Source organism: Achromobacter sp. Marseille-Q4962 (assembly GCF_943737005.1).
Classification (GTDB): domain Bacteria; phylum Pseudomonadota; class Gammaproteobacteria; order Burkholderiales; family Burkholderiaceae_B; genus Achromobacter.
Map to the genome: position 1 here is coordinate 89,029 of NZ_CALSFU010000018.1, position 19,990 is coordinate 109,018.

Below are 19,990 nucleotides of genomic sequence, written 5' to 3' on the forward strand. Positions count from 1 at the left end.
TTCGGGGTCAGCCCTGGCGGGGATGGCGTTCGCTGGCCTGGCTGGCTTCGCTCATGGCGGCGCAGGCGTTGGCGGCCTGGCTGGACATGGTGTGCCAGAACTGGGCCAGCGGCGTGTCGGCCAGGCCCTGGCCGGCCGCGGCGGTGTCGCGCAGCCAGGTGGTCAGGGCTTCGCTCAGCCCCGCGGCCAGCAGCGCCTGCTCCTTCAGCACCGCATGCGTCAGCGCCTGGCTGGCTTCGAGCTGGCGCTGCCACTGCTGACGCGCCGCCTCGCCGGCGGCATGGTTCATTTCCTGCCAGTTTCCGGTCTTGCGCAGCGGGGCCAGGGCGTCCAGACTGTGCGCCGCTTCTTCGCCGTAGATCCTGCGGCCCAGTTCCAGCCAGCGCTGCTGGCTTTCCCTGAGCAGATCGGCCACGCGCTGGCAATAGGCGGCGTTTGCGCTCGCATAACCCTGCGGCGCGGATTCGGGGGCTGAGGTCTTTTTCATCATTAGTCCTTTTTCAGGGTGCACCAAGGAACAACGATTGCCGGTGTCCGGCGCGGCTGGCGGACGCCGGGACGGTACAGCGGGCCTCAGGCCATCTGGCTGAGGGTCTTGCGAAACCGCGCCAGCGAGAATGCAAACAGTATGCCGCCGATCAGCGCCAGGGCGAGAAACGATTTCCAGGCCACGTCCAGCCCCGCGCCCCGGAACAGTATGGCCTGGCCCAGCTCCACGAAGTGGGTGGTGGGGGCGGCGAGCATGATGTCCTGCACGAACCGGGGCATGCTCTCGCGCGGCGTGGTGCCCCCGGACAGCATCTGCAGCGGCAGCAGCACCAGCACCAGCAGCATGCCGAACTGCGGCATGCTGCGCGCCAGGGTGGCCAGGAAAATGCCCATGGACGTCGTGGCGTACAAGTGCAGCGCCGCGCCGGCCAGGAACAGGGCGACGGATCCTTCCACCGGCACCTGGAGCAGGCCGCGCACCACGAAGGTCAACGATAGCCCGGCGGCCGCCAGGACGACCAGCCCCATGGACCATACTTTGGCGACCATGATCTCCGAGGGCGTCACCGGCATGACCAGCAGGTGCTCGATGGTGCCGTGCTCGCGTTCGCGTATCAGCGCCGCCCCGGTGAGAATGATGGAGAGGATGGTGACGTTGTTGATGATCTCCATCAGCGCCCCGAACCACGACTGCGTCAGGTTGGGGTTGAAGCGCATGCGCACCGTCAGGTCCACTGGCGGTTCGGACGCGGCGCGGTAGCGCCGGACGAATTCGTTGATCTCGTCGTTGACGATCTGCTGGATGTAATTGCTGCCGGTAAAGGCCTGGCTCATGCGGGTGGCGTCCACATTGAGCTGGATCTCGGCGCGCCTGCCCGCCAGCACGTCGCGCTGGAAATCCGGCGGAATGTTGAGCGAGAAGGTATAGCGGCCGGCGTCCATGCCGGCGTCGGCCTCGGCCGGGCTCACCAGCACCGGCGGCGTGAAATGAGGCGGGTAGAAGGCCGAGACGATGCGTGCGGACAGCGGCGAGGCGTCGTCGTCCACGACGGCGATGGGGGCGTGGTGCAGCGTCTCGGGCACGGCGGTGGCGGCCGTGTAGATCATGAATGTGAACGACACCACGATGAGGATCAGCATCATCGGGTCGCGCGCCAGGCTCCACAGCTCCTTCACGCCCAGGCGGTAGATGTTGGCGAGGTGCCGGCGCATTTCAGGCCTCCTGCTTCTTGAGCAGCAGCGTGGAAACGCCCAGCACCACCGGAATGGCGGCCAGCAGGGGCCAGAAGGACGCGCCCAGGTCGGCCAGGCCGAGCGCCTTGCTGAACACGCCGCGGCTGATGGTCAGCATGTGGGTGGCGGGGTAGACCTGGCCGATGAGCCGGCCCGCGCCTTCCAGCGAGGGCACGGGCGTGAGCAGGCCGGCGAACTGCACCGCCGGCACCAGCGTGCCTATCATCGTGAAGAAGAGCGCCGCGATCTGGCTGCGGGTGAAGGTGGAGGCCAGCAGCCCGATGGCGGTGGCGACCACGCTGTAGATCAGCGCGGCCAGCGCCAGGGTGGAGAAGCTGCCCGTGATGGGAACCCCGAATACCGTGACCGCCAGCAGCGTCATGAGCAGGAAGTTCAGCATGGCCAGCGCCACGTAGGGCGCCTGCTTGCCCAGCAGGAATTCCAGGCGCGTCACCGGTGTGACGTACAGATTGATGATGGAGCCCAGCTCTTTTTCCCGCACCACGGCCAGGGCGGTGAGCATGGCCGGCATCATGAGCAGCAGCAGGGGTATTACGGCCGGGACCATGGCGGGAAGGCTGCGCACGTCCGGGTTGTAGCGAAACCGCGTTTCGATGCCGACGGCGGGCTGCGCGCTGGCGCCGAGCCGCTCGCGTGCCTGCTCGGCCAGCCAGCCCTGGTGCATGCCCTGCACGTAGCCGCGGATGGTCTCGGCGCGCTGCGGCATGGCGCCGTCGATCCAGGCGCCGATCTGCACGGGCTTGCCGCGCTGGGCGTCGCGCGCGAAACCGGGCGGGATCTCGATGGCCAGCGACAGCTCGCCGCTGCGCATGCGCGCGTCCATGTCGGCATAGTCCCGGATGGGCGGATGCTCGATGAAGTAGCGCGATCCGGCGAGGTTGAGGGCGTAGTTGTGGCTGAGGCCGGTCTGGTCGCGGTCCATGACCGCGTAGCGCAGGTCTTCCACGTCCAGGCTGATGCCGAAGCCCATGACGAACATGAGGATGAGCGATCCCGCCAGCGCCAGCGTGGCGCGCACGGGGTCGCGCCGCAGTTCCAGCGACTCGCGCCACATGTAGCTGAGCGCGCGTCCGATGCGAAAGCCCCGGCGGGGGCGCGCGGCCGGCGTCGCGGGCTGCGTTTCCGTCCCGCTTGCCGCCTGCGGCGCTTGCCGCGCGGCCGGCGCGCCGGTGCCCGCGCCCGCATCGATCAGGTAGGCGATGAAGGCTTCTTCCAGGGTGGCCGCGCCGCGCATGCGCGTGATCTCGTCGGGCGGCGCGCTCACCAGCACCTTGCCCGCGTGCATGAGCGAGATGCGGTCGCAGCGCTGCGCCTCGTTCATGAAGTGCGTGGAAATGAAGATGGTGACGTGGTCTTTGCGGGCGAGTTCGATGAGCAGGCGCCAGAAGCCGTCGCGCGCCACGGGATCCACGCCCGAGGTGGGCTCGTCCAGGATCAGCAGTTCGGGCTTGTGCACCATGGCCACCGCCAGCGACAGGCGCTGGCGCACGCCCATGGGCAGGCTGTCGGGCAGGGCGTCGAGCGATGCCCCCAGGTCGAAGCGCGCGCTCATTTCCTCGACGCGGGCGGGGATCTCGGCCTCGGGGACATGGAACAGGCGCGCGTGCAGCACCAGGTTCTGCCGCACGGTGAGTTCCCCGTACAGCGAGAAAGACTGCGACATGTAGCCCACGCGCCGCCGCGTGTCGATGTCGCGCGGGTTCACCTCCGCGCCGAAGAGCCAGGCCCTGCCTTCGCTGGCGGGCAAAAGGCCGGTCAGCATCTTCATGGTGGTGGACTTGCCGCAGCCGTTGGATCCCAGGAAGCCGAAGATCTCGCCTTTGCGGATGCGGAAATTCACGTGGTCCACGGCCACGAAATCGCCGAAACGCATGGTGAGGTCGCGCGCCTCGATGGCGATCTGCGCGTCCTCGCCCAGCGCCAGCGGCGTGATCCGCACGGGCTGGTGCCCGCGCCGCTTCTGTTCGGGCAGCAGCGCGATGAAAGTGTCTTCGAGACTGGAGGCGCCGGTGCGCTCGCGCAGCTCGCCGGGCGTCCCGGTCGCCAGCACCTTGCCCTCGTCCATGGCGATCAGCCAGTCGAAGCGCTCCGCTTCGTCCATGTAGGCCGTGGCCACGATCACGCTCATGCCGGGACGGCCGCGGCGGATGTCGGCGATGAGGTCCCAGAACTGTGCGCGCGCCAGCGGGTCCACGCCCGTGGTGGGCTCGTCGAGAATGAGCAGGTCGGGGTCGTGGATGAGGGCGCAGCACAGGCCCAGCTTCTGCTTCATGCCGCCCGAAAGCTTGCCGGCCGGCCGCGAGAGGAAGTCGTGCATGCCGGTGCTGCGCGTGAGTTCGTCGATGCGGCGGCGGCGCTCGGCCTCGTCGTGGCCGAAGAGGCGGCCGAAGAATTGCAGGTTTTCCTCGACCGACAGCGTGTGATAAAGGTTCTTGCCCAAGCCCTGGGGCATGTAGGCGATGCGCGGGCAGACATCGGAGCGGTGGCGGGCGCTGCGCATGTCGCCGCCCAGCACCGCGACCGTGCCTTCCTGCACCGCGCGCGATCCCGCGGCCAGCGAGAGCAGGCTGGATTTCCCCACGCCGTCCGGCCCGATCAGCCCCACCATCCTGCCGGCGGGGATGTCCAGCGTGATGCCGTCCAGCGCCACGTGGCTGCCGTAGCGCAGCGTCACGCCCGAGAAGCGGACGGCGGGCGTGTCCATCAGGGCACCTTGACTTCGAGCGAGGCCGGCCAGGCAGCCTCGGGATCGAGCTTGAGCCAGGCCACGCCGGGCAGGCCTGTCTTGACCTGTTTCAGGTGCTGGCGCAGCAGGTCGGGGCTGATCTGCGCCTTGACGCGGAACATCAGCTTCTGGCGCTCGGACGCGGTTTCCACCGTCTTGGGCGTGAACTGCGCCGTGCTCGCGACGAACGACACGGTGGCCGGAATCACGTACTGCGGCGCGGCGTCCAGCACGATGCGCACGTCCTGTCCCATGGCGACGCGGCCGGCCGCCTGCTCGGGCAGGAAGAACGTCATGTAGACGTCGGCCAGGTCCACCATGTTGAGCACCTTGCCGCCCGCGCCCAGCACCTCGCCCGGCTGGGCCACGCGGTACTGCACGCGGCCGGCGCGCGGCGCGCGCAGTTCGCTGTCGGCGATGTCGGCCTCGATGCGATCGATGGTGGCCTGGGTGGCGTCTACCGCCGATTGGGCGCCCACCTGGGCGGCGCGCGCCGCCTCGATCGCGGCCTGCGCGGCGAGGACCTGGGCGCGCGCGGCATTGACCGCCGCCTGCGCGCTGCGCATGCGGGCGCGGTCGTCGTCGAGCTCCTGGATGGACGAGGCGCCTTCGCGCGACAGGGCCTGCGAGCGGGCCAGCCGGCGGCGGGCGGCGTCCAGCTCGCTTTCGCGCTGGACCACCACGGCCTCGGCCACCGTTTTGTCGCTCTGGCGCTGCGCGGTCTGGGCCGCCGCGCTGGCGGCGTTGTTGATGGCCTGCTGGTGCTGCGCGCGCGCCTCCTCGCGCTGCGCGATCAACGTGTCGATCTGCATGCGCGCCAGCGGCTGGCCGGCCGCGACGAAATCGCCTTCGGCCGCCAGCACTTCGGATACCCGCCCGGCAAGCTTGGTGGCCACGTCGATCTCGGTGGCCTCGATGCGGCCGTTGCCGCTCACGAAACCGTTGCCGGGACCGTTATCGGACATCAGCCGCCAGCCGGCATAGCCGGCGGCGGCCAGCGCCAGCACGGCGAGGACGGGAATCAGTTTCTTTGCGGGCAGGCGCATGACGGCAATCCTTTCTTTCAAGGGGCGAGGCTGGCGCGCGAGCCGCCGCCCAGGGCGGCATACAGGCTTACGCGGCTGGAGAGCAGGGCGCGGCGCGTCTGCACCAGCAGTTGCTGCGATTCGAGCAGGTCGCGCTGCGCGTCCAGGACTTCCAGGTAGGGCGAGGCGCCGTGGTCGTAGCGCAGTTGGGCCAGGTGGGCGCGTTCCTGCTGCGCGGCCACGGTGGCGCGCAAGATGTCCACCTGTTCGGCCAGCCAGCGGCGCGCCGACAGCGCGTCCGAGACATCGCGGAACGCGGCCTGGATGGCCTGCTCATAGGCGGCCACCGCCTGGTCGCGCCGGGCTTGCGCCAGGTCGAGGTTGTAGCCGCGGCGTCCGGCGTCGAACAGGGGCAGGTTGAGGCTGGGCGAGAAGTTCCAGGCGCGGCTGCCGCCGGCGAACAGGCCGTCCAGCTCGGCGCTGGCGGTGCCGAACGCGCCGGTGAGCGTGATGCTGGGAAAGAACGCGGCGCGCGCCGCGCCGATGTTGGCGTTGGCCGATTTGAGCCGGTGCTCGGCCGCCACGATGTCGGGCCGGCTGGCGAGCAGGTCGGACGGCAGGCCGGCGGGCAGCTCGCGCATGACGGCGGCGTCGTCCAGCGCGGAGGCGTCCGGCGCGAGCGCCAGGGGTGCGCCCACCAGCAGTTCCAGGGCATGGGCCTGGGCGGCGCGGGTGCGTTCGAGGTCGGCGCCCAGCGCCTTGGCCTGCTGCCACAGGGTTTCGACCTGCGTCAGGTCCAGGCGGGAGATGGAACCGACTTCAAAGCGGCGGCGGAAGATGCGCAGCGATTCCTCGCGCGACGCGATGGTCTGCCGGGTGAGTTCCAGGCGCTCATCCAGTTCGCGCAGCGCAAGATAGCTGTCGGCGACCTGGGCGATGAGGCTCAGTGTGGCGGCGCGCGCGGCCTCTTCCGAGGCCAGGTAGTTTTCGAGCGCGGCGTCTTTCAGGCTGCGCACGCGGCCCCAGAAATCCAGTTCCCAGGCCGCCATGCCCAGGCCCACCTGGTACTGGCTGGAGGTCAGCGGCGCGCCCGTGAGATTCAGGTCGCCGGGCACGCGCCCGCGCTCGCCCTGCGCCTGCGCGGCGAGGGACGGAAACTGGCCGGCGCGTTCCACGCCGTACAGGGCGCGCGCTTCTTCCACGCGCGACAATGCCAGGCGCAGGTCGCGATTGTTTTCCAGCGCGGCGGCGATGAGCTGCCGCAGGGCGGGAGAGGCGAAGTAATCGCGCCAGGCGGTCTGCGCGGCGGAGGGATTGCCGGGTGCGGCCGGCGCGGGCTCCCGGTAGGCGGCGGCCACGGGCGCCTCGGGCCGGCGGTAGTCGGGCGCGAGCGACATACAGCCGCCCGCCAGCAGCAACGCCAGGGCGGCGGAAACCGCGCGGAGCCCGGCGCGCCTCCCTGCCTGGGGGCGGGCGGCGGCGCGAAGGGGGGTGGCGCGGTTTTGCATGGCGGCTTCCTGGTGTCTCCGGCGGTCGGCCCGCAGGGGCGGCCGGGAAGCGCCCGCCGGCTCATGGCCGCCAGGCGGGCGCCGCGGCCCTTACGATGGCTTCATTATTCCGCACCGCAGCGTGTTTTTCCTTGACGCAGGTCAAGTTAGCGACCGGCGGGTCGGTTTCTAATGGCCGAAAGACTCAACGCCAAAGGGAAACATTATGGAGATGCAGCGGCGGCGGCTGCCGTCGTCCGTGCGGATCGGGCAGATACTGGATGCGGCGCTGCTGGAGTTCTCGGCGTCGGGCTATGCCGGCGCCCGCATGGACGCCATCGCGCAGCGGGCCGGCCTTTCCAAGGGCGGCGTGTACGCGCATTTTTCCAGCAAGGAGGAAATGTTCGAGGCCCTGCTCGTCCGCCATCTCCATCCCGCGCCGCTGGACGTGGACGCGCTGCTCGACGGCGCGGCCACCCGGCAGGAGCTGGCCGAGCGCATCGTGTCGCACCTGTACGCCAGCCTCGCGCGCCCCGACATCGCCTGCATGCTGCGGCTGCTGCTGGCCGAAAGCGGCAGGGTGCCGCACCTGGCGGCGCGCTGGCGCAGGGCGGCCGCCGACGCGCAGCAGCGCGACGTCAGCCGGCTGATCGAGGGCGCGCGCCGGCGCGGCCTGTGCGGCAACGGCGTCGTGGCGGCGCATCCCTGGCTGCTGCTGTCTCCGCTGGTGCACGCCCTGGTCATGACGATGCTGGGCGAACCCGAGAGAGTGAATCTGCCGGCCCGCCAGCGGGCGCACGTGGCGCTGGTCAGCGAAATGCTGAGCGCGGACTGACCCGGCCCGGGCGGGCCGCGCGCGCCCGGCGCTCACCCGTTCTTCACGGCCGGGCGACGCTGCGCCGGCGGTCTTTTTTCCTGGTGCGTGCTGGCTTCGTTGGCGGCTTGCGCCGGCCGGGCATCCAGCACGATGTCGGCGGCGAACATGTACCCCCATCCGTGCACGGCCCGTATCGGCAGCATCATCGCGTGCGCGGCGGCCTTGCGCCGCAGCCGGCTGACCATGACGTCCAGGAAGCGCAGGCGCGTGCCCGGGGCGTCGCCGTCTTCGGCGTGCTCGCCAAACGCGTCGCGGCTGACCTTGCGGTCGGGAGCACGCGCCAGGCGGCACAGGAAATCGCGCTCGCCCGTGGTGAGGCCCAATTCGTGGCCCGACGGCGCGACCAGGGTCCAGCCCTTGTTGGCCAGGCGCCAGGGGCCGGCGGCCTGGCCTTCGTCTTTCGCTTCGGCGGCCGCTTCGCCCGCATCCGGGCTGGCGCCGCGGCGCAGCAGCGCCTGCAGGGCGGCCGCCAGTTCCAGGCCGTCCACGTCGGCCGCGAGACAGGCGTCCGCGCCGCAAAGCAGTGTGCGCACGCGGCTGTCGGAATCGGGAAAGGCGGCAACGGCCACGATGCCCACGCCGCGATCGGAGGCGCGCAGGCGCACGGCGGCATTATGGATGTCGGGCAGCGGCGCGTTCAGCACCACGAGCGGGCTGGGCTGCCGGAAATAATTCTCGTAGAAGGAGGGGAGATCCGGGCTGACGCGGATGCTGAAGCCCAGCCGGGACAGCGTGTCGGCCAGCCTGGCATGCCGGTCTTCGTTGTTGCCGAGCAGAAGAACATCCAGCAGGTTGTTCATTCGGTGCCTTCCTTGGCGCCATGCCGGGCTTCGGATGGATGAAGGGCGCGCGCCGGACCGGGGCAAACGGTTCCCGCCCGCGCAGGCGGACAGGAGGGGCCGTATGTGTGGTGCGTCATGCTTCCTTTGGCGTCGCGCCAGGCGGCGGGCGCGGCGCCTGGCGATGTTGTTCGAGTGCGGACGGCTCGATGGGGCGAGCGCGGATCTCGCCGTCCGGGCTGTAGGCCGTATGCACGATATCGGCAGGCAGGGTGGCGCGGCGGGCGCGGCATCGTCTGAATTTCACGTCCGTGATTATTGAAACACGGCTGTGTTTATTTGTGAAGATACGTTTCTTCGGTTTCTTGCGGTAACAGACATTCCGCGCCGGCCACGGCTAAACCCCATTGAGCGCTGTTTTATTCCGCCGTTCCGTCCCCGGCGAGGCAGGCCGCCGATACATTGTTTCCCGCTATCCGCGGGCCAAACCAGCCTAAACTTTGGCGCCCGCCAGCGGCATGCGGGGGGGCCGGACATTCCGGATTGAACCCAAGAACCAAAGCACAAATGTCTCGAGTCGATCGAGTAGAAACGTTCAGCTAGCGTTTGCGCGCCGCGAGAATGCGCCAGGGATGGACGCAAAAAGACCTGGCGGCCGCCAGCAGACTCTCGCAAAGCGCCATCGGCAATTACGAAAGCGGGCAGCGCCGGCAGCCGTCGAGCGACGCCCTCATCAAGCTGACGCGCGCGCTGCGCGTCAGCCCGGCCTGGCTCAGCACCGGAGAAGGCCCGATGCAGGAAGGCGGCGCGGAGGCGCCGGCCGGGGGCGCTGCGGCCGGCGGTCCCGAGCCGCCATGGCCGTTCGCCTCGATTTCCTACGAGGCCTATTCGCGCCTGACCGAACAGGAAAAGCAGCAGATAGAACTCGTACTGGCCGCCTATATCAGGGGACGCGGCGTATAGAGCCCATTGGCTGCCGCCCGCGGCTCAGCGCGCCGGGCTGGCCGGCGAGGGTGTCCGCCGCGTCCTTTCTCTCGGCGCGCAGCCGGTTGCGCAGCCGCTCCACGGGGTCGGCGATGAAGGCGTTCAGCAGCGCGGCGAATCCCACACAGCCGGCGACCACCAGCGCGGTGAAGAGCGCCGGCTGCGACCGTTCAAACGAATTGAGCGTTTCGTCAAAGAACATGATGACCAGCATGTGACAGATATAGATCGGATAACTCAGCTCGCCCACGGATTTGTCGAAGCGGTATCTGGCCTGGAACAGAAAGGCCAGCGGCAGCAGCAGGACGACCAGCGTGACGGCCAGCGCGTCGCGCACGGTGTGGGGGATGCCGATGGAAAAGTGCACGAACACATAGCAGAGCAGCGCGGCGGCGCCCAGTTCGGGCAGGCGCGGATAGCGCCGCGTCCATGCCGTATAGCGGGGCAGCAGCATCTGGTGCGACAGCGCGCCCAGCAGGAACAGCGCAAGCTCGGTCGGGAAGAAGCGGTAGGTCCAGGGGTCTATCGTGCCGATGCCGTTGACGATCAGGATGGCGCGTAGCGCCAGCGACGCGGCCAGCAGCGCGAGCATCCGGCGCGGCGACCCGAGTATGAAGGGCGCGACGAGATAGAACGTCATCTCCACGCCCAGCGTCCACGCTTGCGGCACGAGCAGGCCGTGGTAGAGCGGCATGTCGCTGTGCGCGAAGCTGCCCGTGAAGACCAGCGAGCCGTTTCGGACGCCGAAGAACATCAGCCAGTCCTGGCCGAAAATGAAAAGATTGGACAGCGCCAGGAAGCCCTCCGCCGATGCCGGCAGATGGTCATAGAACCGGAAGAACTCGCCGCCGTTCAGAAGGTGCGCGGCCAGGGTCATGGCGGCCACGGCCAGGTAGACGGGAAACAGGCGCAGCAGCCGGTTGGCATAGAACTTGCCGACGGCGCCCTGGTAGCTGTCCGTGCCGATCAGCACGTAGGAAATCAGGAAGCCGGAAATCACGTAGAAAAGCTGCACCGCCAGCCGTCCGCCGACGAGATAGTCGGTGGCGCCCGCGCCCAGGTGATCGAGCACGACGGAAAGCGCGAGTAATGTTCTGAGTAGTCCCATCGCTGCGTCTCCGATTGATATGCCTGCAGGTCGCGCCGCGGTGGGCGCGCTGCCGGGACGTGCGGCAGGGACGTGCCGGCGCGGTGTCGCTCTGTCGGCGGCTTGTGGTCTGGCATTGATTCTGCGCGCATGCTCCGTGCGCCCGCCATGGGGCATACGACGCAGCACGAACGGGCCACCGGAGTAAATCGGACCCTTTTCCTAATGCTGCTTTTGTTTACGGTTGTAGGAAGGAGGGCGCGCGGCAGCGGTTACAGTTGAGGGTGACGCATTCTTTTGGAGTTCCTGCCCATGCTTCGTATTCTGTCTTCGCGCCTGCGCCTGCTGTGCCTCGGCCTGCTGGCCGCCGTGCTGGCGGGTTGCGCCGGCTCCACGGGCGGCGGCGCGCGCGCCCAGGGCGCCGCCGCGGCCAATGCCGCCAGCAGCGCCGATTCTCTGGCCCAAACCACCTGGGAACTGGTGCGCTGGTCGCGGCCCGGCGGCGAACTGCGCGCCATTCCCCATGGCGACAACGGCGAGCCCATCCGCCTCACCTTCCTGGCCCAGGCCAGGCAGTACCGCGTCAACGGTTTCTCAGGCTGCAACCAGTACATGGGCAGCTACAGGCTGGACGCCGGCAAGCTCTCCATCGCCCCGGCCGCTTCCACGCGCATGGCGTGCGTGCCGCGGGAGCGCGCCACCCTCGAGGCCGATTACCTGCGCGCCCTGACCACGATCGACACGTTCACGCTGGACAGCGGCGGAGCGCCGCGCCACCTCACTTTCAACCTGCGCGGCGGCGACGTGCTGGAGTTCGTGCGCCGCCAAGACCCTCCCACGCCCTGACGCCCGCCGCGCCGGCATTTCTATCGGTTTCAGCCGGTTCGCGCGCGGCGCGGCGGCGGCCGCGATGCGGCCTACAATGCCGACGAAACGCGGCCCCCGGCGGCCGCGGCGGTTTTCCTGGAGGTGTCCTATGTTGCTTTCCGCTGCCCGGCGCTGGATCGCGCCCTGCGCTCTCGTCATCGGCCTGGGAGCCTGCGCCTCGCCGCCGGGCGGCGGGCACGCGCAGGATCCCCGCTACCAGCCCGCCGCCGCCTCCGACGCCTACGCCCAGACGGGTTGGGAGCTGGCCCGCTGGAGCCTGCCGGGCGGCGCGCTGCGGCCCATTCCGCATCCCTCTTCCAACTCCCGCCCGCTCACGCTGGAATTCATCCGCGACCGCGGCGAGCCGCGCGTGGCGGGCTTCGCGGGCTGCAACCAGTACAACGCGCCCTATACCGTGGCCAACGGCCTGCTCATCGTGCGCGCCCGTCCCGTCGCCACCATGATGGCCTGCGCGCCGCAGAACATGAAGCTGGAGCGCGATTTCCTGGACGGGCTCACGCGCATCACCGCCAGCGCGTTCGACAAGTCCGGCAATCCGCAGCGCCTGACGCTCGTGCTGGCCAGCGGCGACACGCTGGATTTCGGGCGCCGCGCCGATCCGGCGGCCGGCGGCCAGATGGGGCCGACCAAGCTGGTGTACGTGAATTCGGAGCGCGTGCCGTGCAGCGCCGGCGCGGGCCGGACCCTGTGCTACCAGGTGCGCGACAGCGCCTCCCAGCCCTGGCAGCTCTGGCATGGCGAGATCACCGGCTTCCAGTTCCAGCCCGGCATCCGCTACCGGCTGCGCGTGGTCGAGGTGCGCGACCCCGATCCCGCCGCCGATGCGTCCGCGGCGCGCTGGGTGCTGGACGCCGTGGTCGAGCAGGAAATCGTGCGGCGCTGAGAGCGGCCGGCCGGGGCTTTAAAATCCCCGGTTTTTCGCCCGCACGCTGAATCCATGGCTTCCGTCGTCAATATCGCCGCCTACAAATTCGTGTCCCTGGACCGCCTGGCCGAGCGCCGCGCCGCGTTGCTGGAGCAGACGCGCGCGCTGGAGCTCAAAGGCACGATCCTGCTGGCCGGGGAGGGCATCAACCTGTTCCTCGCCGGCGCGGCGCGCGGCATCGAGTCGTTTCTTTCGTCCCTGCGGCAGGATCCGGCGTTCGCCGACCTCGAAGTGAAATTCAGCTACAGCGAGGCGGCGCCCTTTCGCAAGATGCTCGTGAAGATCAAGCGCGAGATCATCCGCATGGACCGGCCCGCCATCCGTCCGGAGGCCGGGCGCGCGCCGGGCGTGGATGCGCGCACGGTGGCGCGCTGGCTGTCGAGCGGAACGGACGACGAGGGCCGGCCGGTGGTCATGCTGGACACGCGCAATGCGTTCGAGGTGGACGAGGGCACGTTCCGCGGCGCCATCGACTGGCGCATCGACCGCTTCACGCAGTTTCCCGCCGCGGTGGATGCGCACCGCGCGGAACTGGAGGGCAAGACGGTGGTGAGTTTCTGCACCGGCGGCATTCGCTGCGAAAAGGCCGCCATCTACCTGCGCGAGGCCGGCATCGAGCGCGTGTACCAGCTCGATGGCGGCATCCTGAAATACTTCGAGGAAACCGGCGGGCCGGGTTTCGAGGGCAAGTGCTTCGTGTTCGACGAACGCGTTTCCCTGGACCCGGCGCTGGCGCCCAGCAAAGACCTGTAAGGAGGCCCTCGCCGGGGCGGCCGCGCCGTCAGCGCACCCGCATGCCGGGCTTGGCGCCGGGGAAGGGTTCGAGCACGTAGATGCCCGCGTCCACCGACTCGTCGGCGTGGCTGGCCGCCAGCACCATGCCTTCGGACACGCCGAATTTCATCTTGCGCGGCGCCAGGTTGGCCACCATGACGGTCAGCTTGCCGATCAGGTCTTCGGGCTCGTAGGCCGACTTGATGCCGGAGAACACGTTGCGGTGCCGGCCTTCGCCCACGTCCAGCGTGAGGCGCAGCAGCTTCGTGGAGCCTTCCACGTGTTCGCAATTGACGATCTGCGCGATGCGCAGGTCCACGCGGGCGAAATCGTCGATGGAAATGGTGTCGGCCAGGGGTTCGCCGCCGGGCACCACCGCGGGCGCGGCGGGCGGCTCGAACAGGTCTTCGAGCATCTGCGGCTCCACGCGCTGCATCAGGTGCTTGAACGGCGCCACGCGCTGCGGCAGCACGGCGGCGTCGGCCCAGGTGAATTCCGAGTCGGCGCCGAAGAGTTCGCGCGCCACGCGTTCGGCCAGGGCCGGCAGCACCGGCGCCAGCATGACCGACAGGGCCTTGAAGCCGGCCAGCGAGCGCGAGCAGATATCCTGCAGGCGCGCCTTCGTCTCGGCGTCGGCGCTGCCGATGCCCTTGGCCAGCACCCAGGGTTGCGCGGTGTCGAACGCCTGGTTGATGCGGTCGGCGCAGGCCATGATCTCGCGGATCGCGCGGTTGTATTCGCGGGCCTCGAAGGCGGCGCGGATGGACTCGGCCTGCTGCGCGTATTCGGCCGCCAGGGCCTGGGTGTCGCCGCTATAGGCGAGCTGGCCGTCGAAGTGCTTGGTGATGAAGCTGGCGGCGCGGCTGGCGATGTTGACGTACTTGCCGATCAGGTCGCTGTTGACGCGGGCGATGAAGTCCTCGGGGTTGAAGTCCAGGTCTTCGACGCGCGAGTTCAGCTTGGCGGCCATGTAGTAGCGCAGCCATTCGGCGTTCATGCCGAGCTCCAGGTAGCGCAGCGGCGAGATGCCGGTGCCGCGGCTCTTGGACATCTTCTCGCCGCTGACGGTGATGAAGCCGTGCACGTTGAGCTGGTCGGGCGTCTTGCGGCCGGCGAACTTGAGCATGGCGGGCCAGAACAGGGCATGGAAGTAGATGATGTCCTTGCCGATGAAGTGCACCTGCTCGGTGTCGCCCCGCGGGTCGAGCAGGGCGTCGAAGTCGATGCCCTGCCTGGCGCAGTACGCCTTCAGCGAAGCCAGGTAGCCCACGGGCGCGTCCAGCCACACATAGAAGTACTTGCCGGGCGCATCGGGAATCTCGATGCCGAAATAGGGCGCGTCGCGGGAGATGTCCCAGTCGCCCAGCTTGGCCTGCCCGTCGTCGGCGCCCAGCCACTCGCGGGTCTTGGCCAGCACTTCGGACTGCAGATGCTTCACGCCGGCCCGGTTGGAGCCCGCCGTCCATTGCTGCAGGAACTCCACGCAGCGCGGGTCGGACAGCTTGAAGAAGAAGTGGTCGGAGGACTTCAGCACCGGCGTGGCGCCCGTGAGCGCCGAATATGGGTTGATGAGATCGGTGGGGGCATAGACCGCGCCGCAGACCTCGCAGGAATCGCCGTACTGGTCCTTGGCGTGGCACTTGGGGCATTCGCCCTTGATGTAGCGGTCGGCCAGGAACATGCCCTTGACCGGGTCGTAGAACTGCTCGATGGAGCGCGTTTCGATCAGGCCCTGCGCCTTGAGGGCGCGGTAGATGTCCTGCGACAGCGCCACGTTCTCGGCCGAGTCGGTCGAGTGCCAGTGGTCGAAGCGGATGTGAAAGCCGTCGAGGTACTGCGGGCGCTCGGCCGCGTAGCGGGCGACCAGCGCCTGCGGCGTGATGCCTTCTTTTTCGGCCTTCAGCATGATGGGCGCGCCATGCGCATCGTCCGCACCCACGAAATGCACCGTGTGCCCGGCCATTCGCATCGAACGAACCCAGATATCGGCCTGGATGTACTCCATGATGTGGCCGATGTGGAAAGATCCGTTGGCGTAGGGCAGGGCGGTGGTGACGAAAAGGGTACGGGACATGGTTGCCGTCTGAGGGTTGAAAAGGGGGGGAGCCGGCCATTTTAGGGCATGGCGCCAACCGGCGCCGCGCCCGCGCCCGGGGAAACCCGGGGCCGGAAAGCAACGAGGCCGGCGCGCGCGAACGCGGCCGGCCTGGCGGATGGGGAAGGCGGCTGGCGCAAGCCGCGGACTGGCCGCGGCGGTGCGGCGCTCAGCGGACTTCGCGCGCCTCGACGTCGATCACGTCGCCGCGGGGCGGCGTGAACGGGGCGGAAGCCGCCTGGAACGGCCCGGAGCGGGCGCCCTGGCGCTGGCTCCAGTAGGCGCGCACGCCGAACGGCTTGCCGCGCACCTTGGCGACCACGTAGAGGATCGCCACGGCGATGGCCGTGGACAGCATGAAGACCAGCGCCATGGCCATGCCGATCAGGCCCAGGACGGCGAATGCGACGGCACGGAAGAAGCGAAAGAGAGTATCGGTCATGGAGGTGGGATGCAAAACGCAGCGAAAGGTTCCCGCGTATCCGCTATCCTTTAGGGCATACCGGCACGCAAAAGCCGCGCTGCCTACGGAACCTTGTTGACATGAGTATAACGATAGAAACCATCCGCGCCGCGCTGCGCGCCGCGCGCGACACCGAAACCGGTCTGGACCTGGCCGCGTCTGTAAAAGATCGTGACATCCAGGTGGAGGGCGCGCGCGTATCGCTGGCGCTGGAACTCGGCTATCCGGCCAGCGCTCAGGACTGCGAGCGCGTGCGCGAGGCGGCGGTCGCCGCGCTGGACGCCGCGGGCGTGCCGGGCGCGCAGGTCGCCGTGCGCTGGAAGGTGGCGGCCCACGCGGTGCAAAAGGGCCTGAAGCCGCTGCCCAACGTGCGCAACATCATTGCAGTGGCCTCGGGCAAGGGCGGCGTGGGCAAGAGCACCACGGCGGTCAACCTGGCGCTGGCGCTGGCTGCCCAGGGCGCGTCCGTGGGCGTGCTCGACGCCGACATCTACGGCCCCAGCGTGCCCACCATGCTGGGCATTTCGGGCCGGCCCGAAAGCCTCGACAACAAAAGCATGGAGCCGCTGACCGGACACGGGCTGCAGGCCAATTCCATCGGTTTCCTGATCGACGCCGACGCGCCCGCCATCTGGCGCGGCCCCATGGTCACGCAGGCGCTGGAGCAGCTGCTGCGCCAGACCAACTGGCGCGACCTGGACTACCTCATCGTGGACATGCCGCCCGGCACTGGCGACGTGGCCCTCACGCTGGCGCAGAAGGTGCCCGTGGTGGGCGCGGTCATCGTCACCACGCCTCAAGACGTGGCGCTGCTGGACGCCCGCAAGGGCCTGCGCATGTTCCAGAAGGTGGAAGTGCCCATTCTCGGCGTGGTCGAGAACATGGCCATCCACATCTGCTCGCAGTGCGGGCATGCCGAGCACATTTTCGGCGAGGGCGGCGGACGGCGCATGGCCGAGCAGTATCACGCGCCGTGGCTGGGCAGCCTGCCGCTGACGCTGGCCATCCGCGAGCAGACGGATGCCGGCCGGCCCACCGTGGCTTCCGACCCCGGCAGCGAGGCGGCCGCCCTTTACCGCGGCATCGCCCGCAAGCTGGCCGCCGGCGTCGCCGCGCTTCCCCGCGACATGGCCGGCAAGTTCCCGTCCATCGTCGTGCAGCAGCCGTCCTGACGCATGCGGTGGGCGGCCGGGGCCTTGTTGGCCGGAGTGTGCGTGCTTTCGGGAGAAGCCTGGGCCAAGCGCCCCGAGATCGTGGTCGACCCCGGCGGCGTGCCGCCGGCCGCGCTGCAGTCAATCACCGAGGCGGTTGACGCCATCGCCCGCCTCGCGGAAGACCAGGACGGCGGCGAAATCAACCGCTTGCGGCGCCGCGCGCGCGACGCCACGCTGGCCGCGCTGGCCACGCAAGGGTATTTCTCGCCCACGGTGACGCTCGAGAGCGGCACCGACATCGGCGGCGAAACCTGGGACATCGGCATCGTGCCGGGCAAGCGCACCATGGTCAGCTCGGTCGAGCTCGTCTTCACCGGCCGCATCGCGCGTCCCGAGTACGCCGAGCGGGTGGGCAAGCTGCGCGAGAACTGGCTGCTCAAGCCGGGGCAGCCCTTCATCAACAGCGAGTGGAACAAGGCCAAGTCCACGCTGCTGGACGACGTGTCGTCGCGCGATTTCCTGCTGGCGCGCATGACCTCGTCCTCGGCCCAGGTCCAGGCCGAGGATGCCACCGCGGCCCTGCGCGTGGCCATCGACAGCGGCCCGCTGGTGCACATGGGCGAGCTCAAGACCGACGGCCTGAAGCGCGTGCCGGAAAAGCTGATCCGGCGCTACGTGCGCTACACGCCCGGCTCGGCCTATGAGCAGGACAAGCTCGACCAGTGGCAGCAGGATCTGCAATCCACCGCCTTTTTCCGCGGCGCATTCGTTTCGCTCGAGCAGCCCGGCAACGCCGTCCAGCAGCCCCTGCCTGCGTCCGACCGGGCCCGGGCGCCGGGCGCGGCGGACGCCGCGTCGTCGGCGCCGGCGGGCGACCCCGCCGTGTCGGGCGCCATGCCCGCCCCGCCGTCCGCCTACGACTCCGACGGCGAGGTCACGCTGCCGGTCGAGGTGCGCGTCGTCGAAGCGCCGCCCAAGCGGCTGAGCGTGTCGCTGGGGGTGGACGACGAGGCGGGCGTCCGGTTCGAAACCGTTTACCGCCAGAACGTGGTCTTCGGCGAGCCCGTGACCATGGAATCGGGCCTGAGCGTGGACCGCCTGCGCCAGCGCGCCTACACGGATTTCACCCTGCCGCCCGACGAGCGGGGCTACAAGAACTCGGTGGGCGTGCTGTACGACCATTCCGATATCCAGGGCCTGGACGTGACGCGCTACGCGCTGGGCGCGACGCGCTCGCAGGAGCGCAAGGGCGCGGGCGACAGCCGCGTCGAATACGAAACCCGCTGGGGCGTGCTGCTGGCGCAGGATCACGTCAAGATCGAGGATGGCGACGAATACACCCTGCCTACCGTCACCACCACGGCCGAGTGGCTGCGCCGCGACGTGGACAATAAATACGATCCGCGCGAGGGCAACCTCATTGCCGTGGGTGGCGGTGTGGGCGTGGTGCTGGACACCGGCAAACCCTATGCCCGCGTCCGCCTGCGCGGCCAGAAATGGTGGCCCATCGGCAAGCGCGATGTGCTGACCGTGCGCGGGGAAGTGGGCCGCATCTGGGCCAACGACGATACCCAGGTGCCCGACGACTTCGGCTTCCGGACCGGCGGCGCGCGCTCCATCCGCGGCTACAAGTACCAGAGCATCGGCCTGCATCGCGACGGCGCCGTCGTCGGCGCGCCCACGCTGCTGGTGGGCAGCGTGGAGTACGACCATTATTTCGACGAGCGCTGGGGCGTGGGCGTGTTCGTGGACGCGGGCGACGCGGCCCGGTCGTTCGGCGACATGTCCATGTCCGTGGGCTATGGCGTGGGGGCGCGCGTGCGCACGCCGGCGGGGCCGCTGTTCCTGGACGTGGCGTACGGGCAGCGCGAGCGCGACCTGCGCCTGCATTTTTCGCTGGGGATCGCTTTTTGAAGCTGTTGCGTAAATTCCTGCGCCACGTGCTGGTGTGGTGGCTGCCGGGCCTGGTCATGCTGTCGGTGCTGGCGGCGGGCTTCGTGTTCTGGCTGGCCGCCTCCGAGCACGGCACGCGCCTGCTCCTGACCACGGCCGCCCAGCAGTTCGGCGGCCAGGCGGTGGATGTGCGCGGCTCGCTGCTGCGCGGCCTGAAGGTGGGGCGGCTGGAACTGGAAACGGGCGGCGCCCGCGTCGAGATCAGCGGCCTGGACCTGGACGTGCGCTGGAAGGCGCTGGCCGACCGGCTGCTGCATGTGAGGAACCTCTCGGCCGATTCGGTGAGCGTGTCCCTGCCGGCTGCGCAACCGGACGAACCGGAGGAAACCGCCGCAGGGCCCTTCACCATGCCGGCGCTGCCGGTGAAGATCGCGCTCGACCGGCTCGCGCTGGGCGCGTTCACGCTGACCCAGGGCGGCGAGCCCCTGCCGGTGAGCCTGGGCCGGCTCAGCGCCTCGCTGGCGGCGGGGCCGAACGGCGCGCAGTTGCGGCTGCTCAACCTCGACGTGGGCCACGAGGCCGGCACGGCGGCGGTGTCCGGCGTGGCCGAACTGAGCGCCATGGCCGACCCCTGGCCGTTCGTCGCGCGGCTCGACGTGGCCGCGCACGGCTCGGGCCCGCAGTCTCCCCTGTGCGAGGCCGACCGCATCGGGCAAGTTTACGCCGCGGGGCACAAGGCGCAGCCGGCCCCCGCCGGCAGGGGCGGGGCCGCCGCGTCAGCCACATCCGGCAAGTCCGCGGCAGCGCCGGCCGGCCGCGGGCAGGAGTTCGTCGGCCCGCCCGCGCCCGCCTGCCGGGTGCTGCTGCAAGCCGACGCCGCCGGGTCGCTGGACGGCATCCAGGCCAAACTCGAAGGGCGCGGCTCGGGGCTGGCGCTGGACGTCTCGGCCGACCTGGCGCCGCGCACGCCGCTGGTGATCCGGTCCGTCCGGGCCGACGCGCGGCTGCCCGACGACTCCTCGCTTTCCGCGGCGCTGGACCTGCGCGCGCAGGATGGCGGCACACCGCCCCGGGATGGCCCGCCCCGGGAT

The 19,990-nt window shown here is 69.6% G+C and carries 15 protein-coding genes and 2 pseudogenes; 8 read left to right on the forward strand and 9 right to left on the reverse strand.

What is annotated here, in order from left to right:
- Positions 1-7: 7 nt before the first annotated feature.
- From NGJ44_RS16920 to NGJ44_RS16940, 5 genes are all read right to left on the reverse strand, one after another.
- Entirely contained in the window at positions 8-487 is a 480-nt protein-coding gene (locus NGJ44_RS16920; protein WP_353506962.1) for a hypothetical protein, read from the reverse strand.
- Between the two features lie 86 nt (positions 488-573).
- Positions 574-1,701: an ABC transporter permease gene (locus NGJ44_RS16925; RefSeq protein WP_251864646.1), complete on the reverse strand. Its 1,128-nt coding sequence runs from the start codon at positions 1,699-1,701 to the stop codon at positions 574-576.
- A 1-nt stretch (position 1,702) separates the two neighbouring features.
- The gene (rbbA, locus tag NGJ44_RS16930) at positions 1,703-4,447 is read right to left on the reverse strand and encodes a ribosome-associated ATPase/putative transporter RbbA (protein ID WP_251864647.1); all 2,745 of its coding nucleotides are present in this window, start codon (positions 4,445-4,447) and stop codon (positions 1,703-1,705) included.
- A complete protein-coding gene (locus NGJ44_RS16935) occupies positions 4,447-5,514 on the reverse strand; it encodes an HlyD family secretion protein (RefSeq protein ID WP_251864648.1) in 1,068 nt (355 codons plus the stop codon). The genes rbbA and NGJ44_RS16935 overlap by 1 nt, the downstream gene beginning before the upstream one ends.
- A gap of 17 nt (positions 5,515-5,531) precedes the next feature.
- Positions 5,532-7,001 (reverse strand): efflux transporter outer membrane subunit, encoded by a 1,470-nt coding sequence (locus tag NGJ44_RS16940; RefSeq protein WP_502802138.1) that lies wholly within the window; start codon positions 6,999-7,001, stop codon positions 5,532-5,534.
- Between the two features lie 205 nt (positions 7,002-7,206).
- Between NGJ44_RS16940 and NGJ44_RS16945 the strand changes: the two genes are divergently transcribed.
- Positions 7,207-7,815: a TetR/AcrR family transcriptional regulator gene (locus NGJ44_RS16945; RefSeq protein WP_053245277.1), complete on the forward strand. Its 609-nt coding sequence runs from the start codon at positions 7,207-7,209 to the stop codon at positions 7,813-7,815.
- Positions 7,816-7,847: 32 nt separating this feature from the next.
- Here the strand turns inward: NGJ44_RS16945 and NGJ44_RS16950 are convergent, their stop codons facing one another.
- Positions 7,848-8,657 (reverse strand): response regulator transcription factor, encoded by an 810-nt coding sequence (locus tag NGJ44_RS16950; RefSeq protein ID WP_082308374.1) that lies wholly within the window; start codon positions 8,655-8,657, stop codon positions 7,848-7,850.
- A gap of 585 nt (positions 8,658-9,242) precedes the next feature.
- Between NGJ44_RS16950 and NGJ44_RS16955 the strand changes: the two genes are divergently transcribed.
- The gene (locus tag NGJ44_RS16955) at positions 9,243-9,599 is read left to right on the forward strand and encodes a helix-turn-helix domain-containing protein (RefSeq protein WP_286012380.1); all 357 of its coding nucleotides are present in this window, start codon (positions 9,243-9,245) and stop codon (positions 9,597-9,599) included.
- Here NGJ44_RS16955 and NGJ44_RS16960 read toward each other — a convergent pair.
- Positions 9,580-10,728 (reverse strand): acyltransferase family protein, encoded by a 1,149-nt coding sequence (locus NGJ44_RS16960; RefSeq protein ID WP_251864650.1) that lies wholly within the window; start codon positions 10,726-10,728, stop codon positions 9,580-9,582. The two genes, NGJ44_RS16955 and NGJ44_RS16960, sit on opposite strands and share 20 nt — an antisense overlap.
- 291 nt (positions 10,729-11,019) lie before the next feature.
- On the opposite strand from NGJ44_RS16960, the gene NGJ44_RS16965 reads away from it, so the two are divergent.
- The 3 genes from NGJ44_RS16965 (at position 11,020) to NGJ44_RS16975 (ending at position 13,273) form a co-directional block, all read left to right on the forward strand.
- Positions 11,020-11,553, forward strand: a complete 534-nt coding sequence (locus NGJ44_RS16965) for an META domain-containing protein (protein WP_053245275.1) — start codon at positions 11,020-11,022, stop codon at positions 11,551-11,553.
- 130 nt (positions 11,554-11,683) lie between these two features.
- Positions 11,684-12,478 carry an META and DUF4377 domain-containing protein gene (locus NGJ44_RS16970; protein WP_251864651.1) on the forward strand — a complete coding sequence of 265 codons (795 nt, stop codon included), beginning with the start codon at positions 11,684-11,686 and terminating at the stop codon, positions 12,476-12,478.
- Positions 12,479-12,532: 54 nt separating this feature from the next.
- Positions 12,533-13,273: a sulfurtransferase gene (locus tag NGJ44_RS16975; RefSeq protein WP_251864652.1), complete on the forward strand. Its 741-nt coding sequence runs from the start codon at positions 12,533-12,535 to the stop codon at positions 13,271-13,273.
- 28 nt (positions 13,274-13,301) lie between these two features.
- On the opposite strand, the pseudogene metG reads toward NGJ44_RS16975, so the two are convergent.
- Positions 13,302-15,407: pseudogene (gene metG / locus NGJ44_RS16980) on the reverse strand (methionine--tRNA ligase); the annotation flags it as partial.
- Between the two features lie 151 nt (positions 15,408-15,558).
- Positions 15,559-15,831, reverse strand: a complete 273-nt coding sequence (locus tag NGJ44_RS16985) for a hypothetical protein (RefSeq protein WP_053246808.1) — start codon at positions 15,829-15,831, stop codon at positions 15,559-15,561.
- Between the two features lie 101 nt (positions 15,832-15,932).
- Here NGJ44_RS16985 and apbC point away from each other — a divergent pair, with 101 nt between their 5' ends.
- From apbC to NGJ44_RS17000, 3 genes and pseudogenes are all read left to right on the forward strand, one after another.
- Positions 15,933-17,024 carry an iron-sulfur cluster carrier protein ApbC gene (apbC, locus tag NGJ44_RS16990; protein ID WP_251864654.1) on the forward strand — a complete coding sequence of 364 codons (1,092 nt, stop codon included), beginning with the start codon at positions 15,933-15,935 and terminating at the stop codon, positions 17,022-17,024.
- Positions 17,025-17,027: 3 nt separating this feature from the next.
- A complete protein-coding gene (locus NGJ44_RS16995) occupies positions 17,028-18,920 on the forward strand; it encodes an autotransporter assembly complex protein TamA (RefSeq protein WP_251864655.1) in 1,893 nt (630 codons plus the stop codon).
- Positions 18,917-19,990 (forward strand): annotated as a pseudogene (locus NGJ44_RS17000) (translocation/assembly module TamB domain-containing protein); the annotation flags it as partial. The gene NGJ44_RS16995 and the pseudogene NGJ44_RS17000, both read left to right, overlap by 4 nt.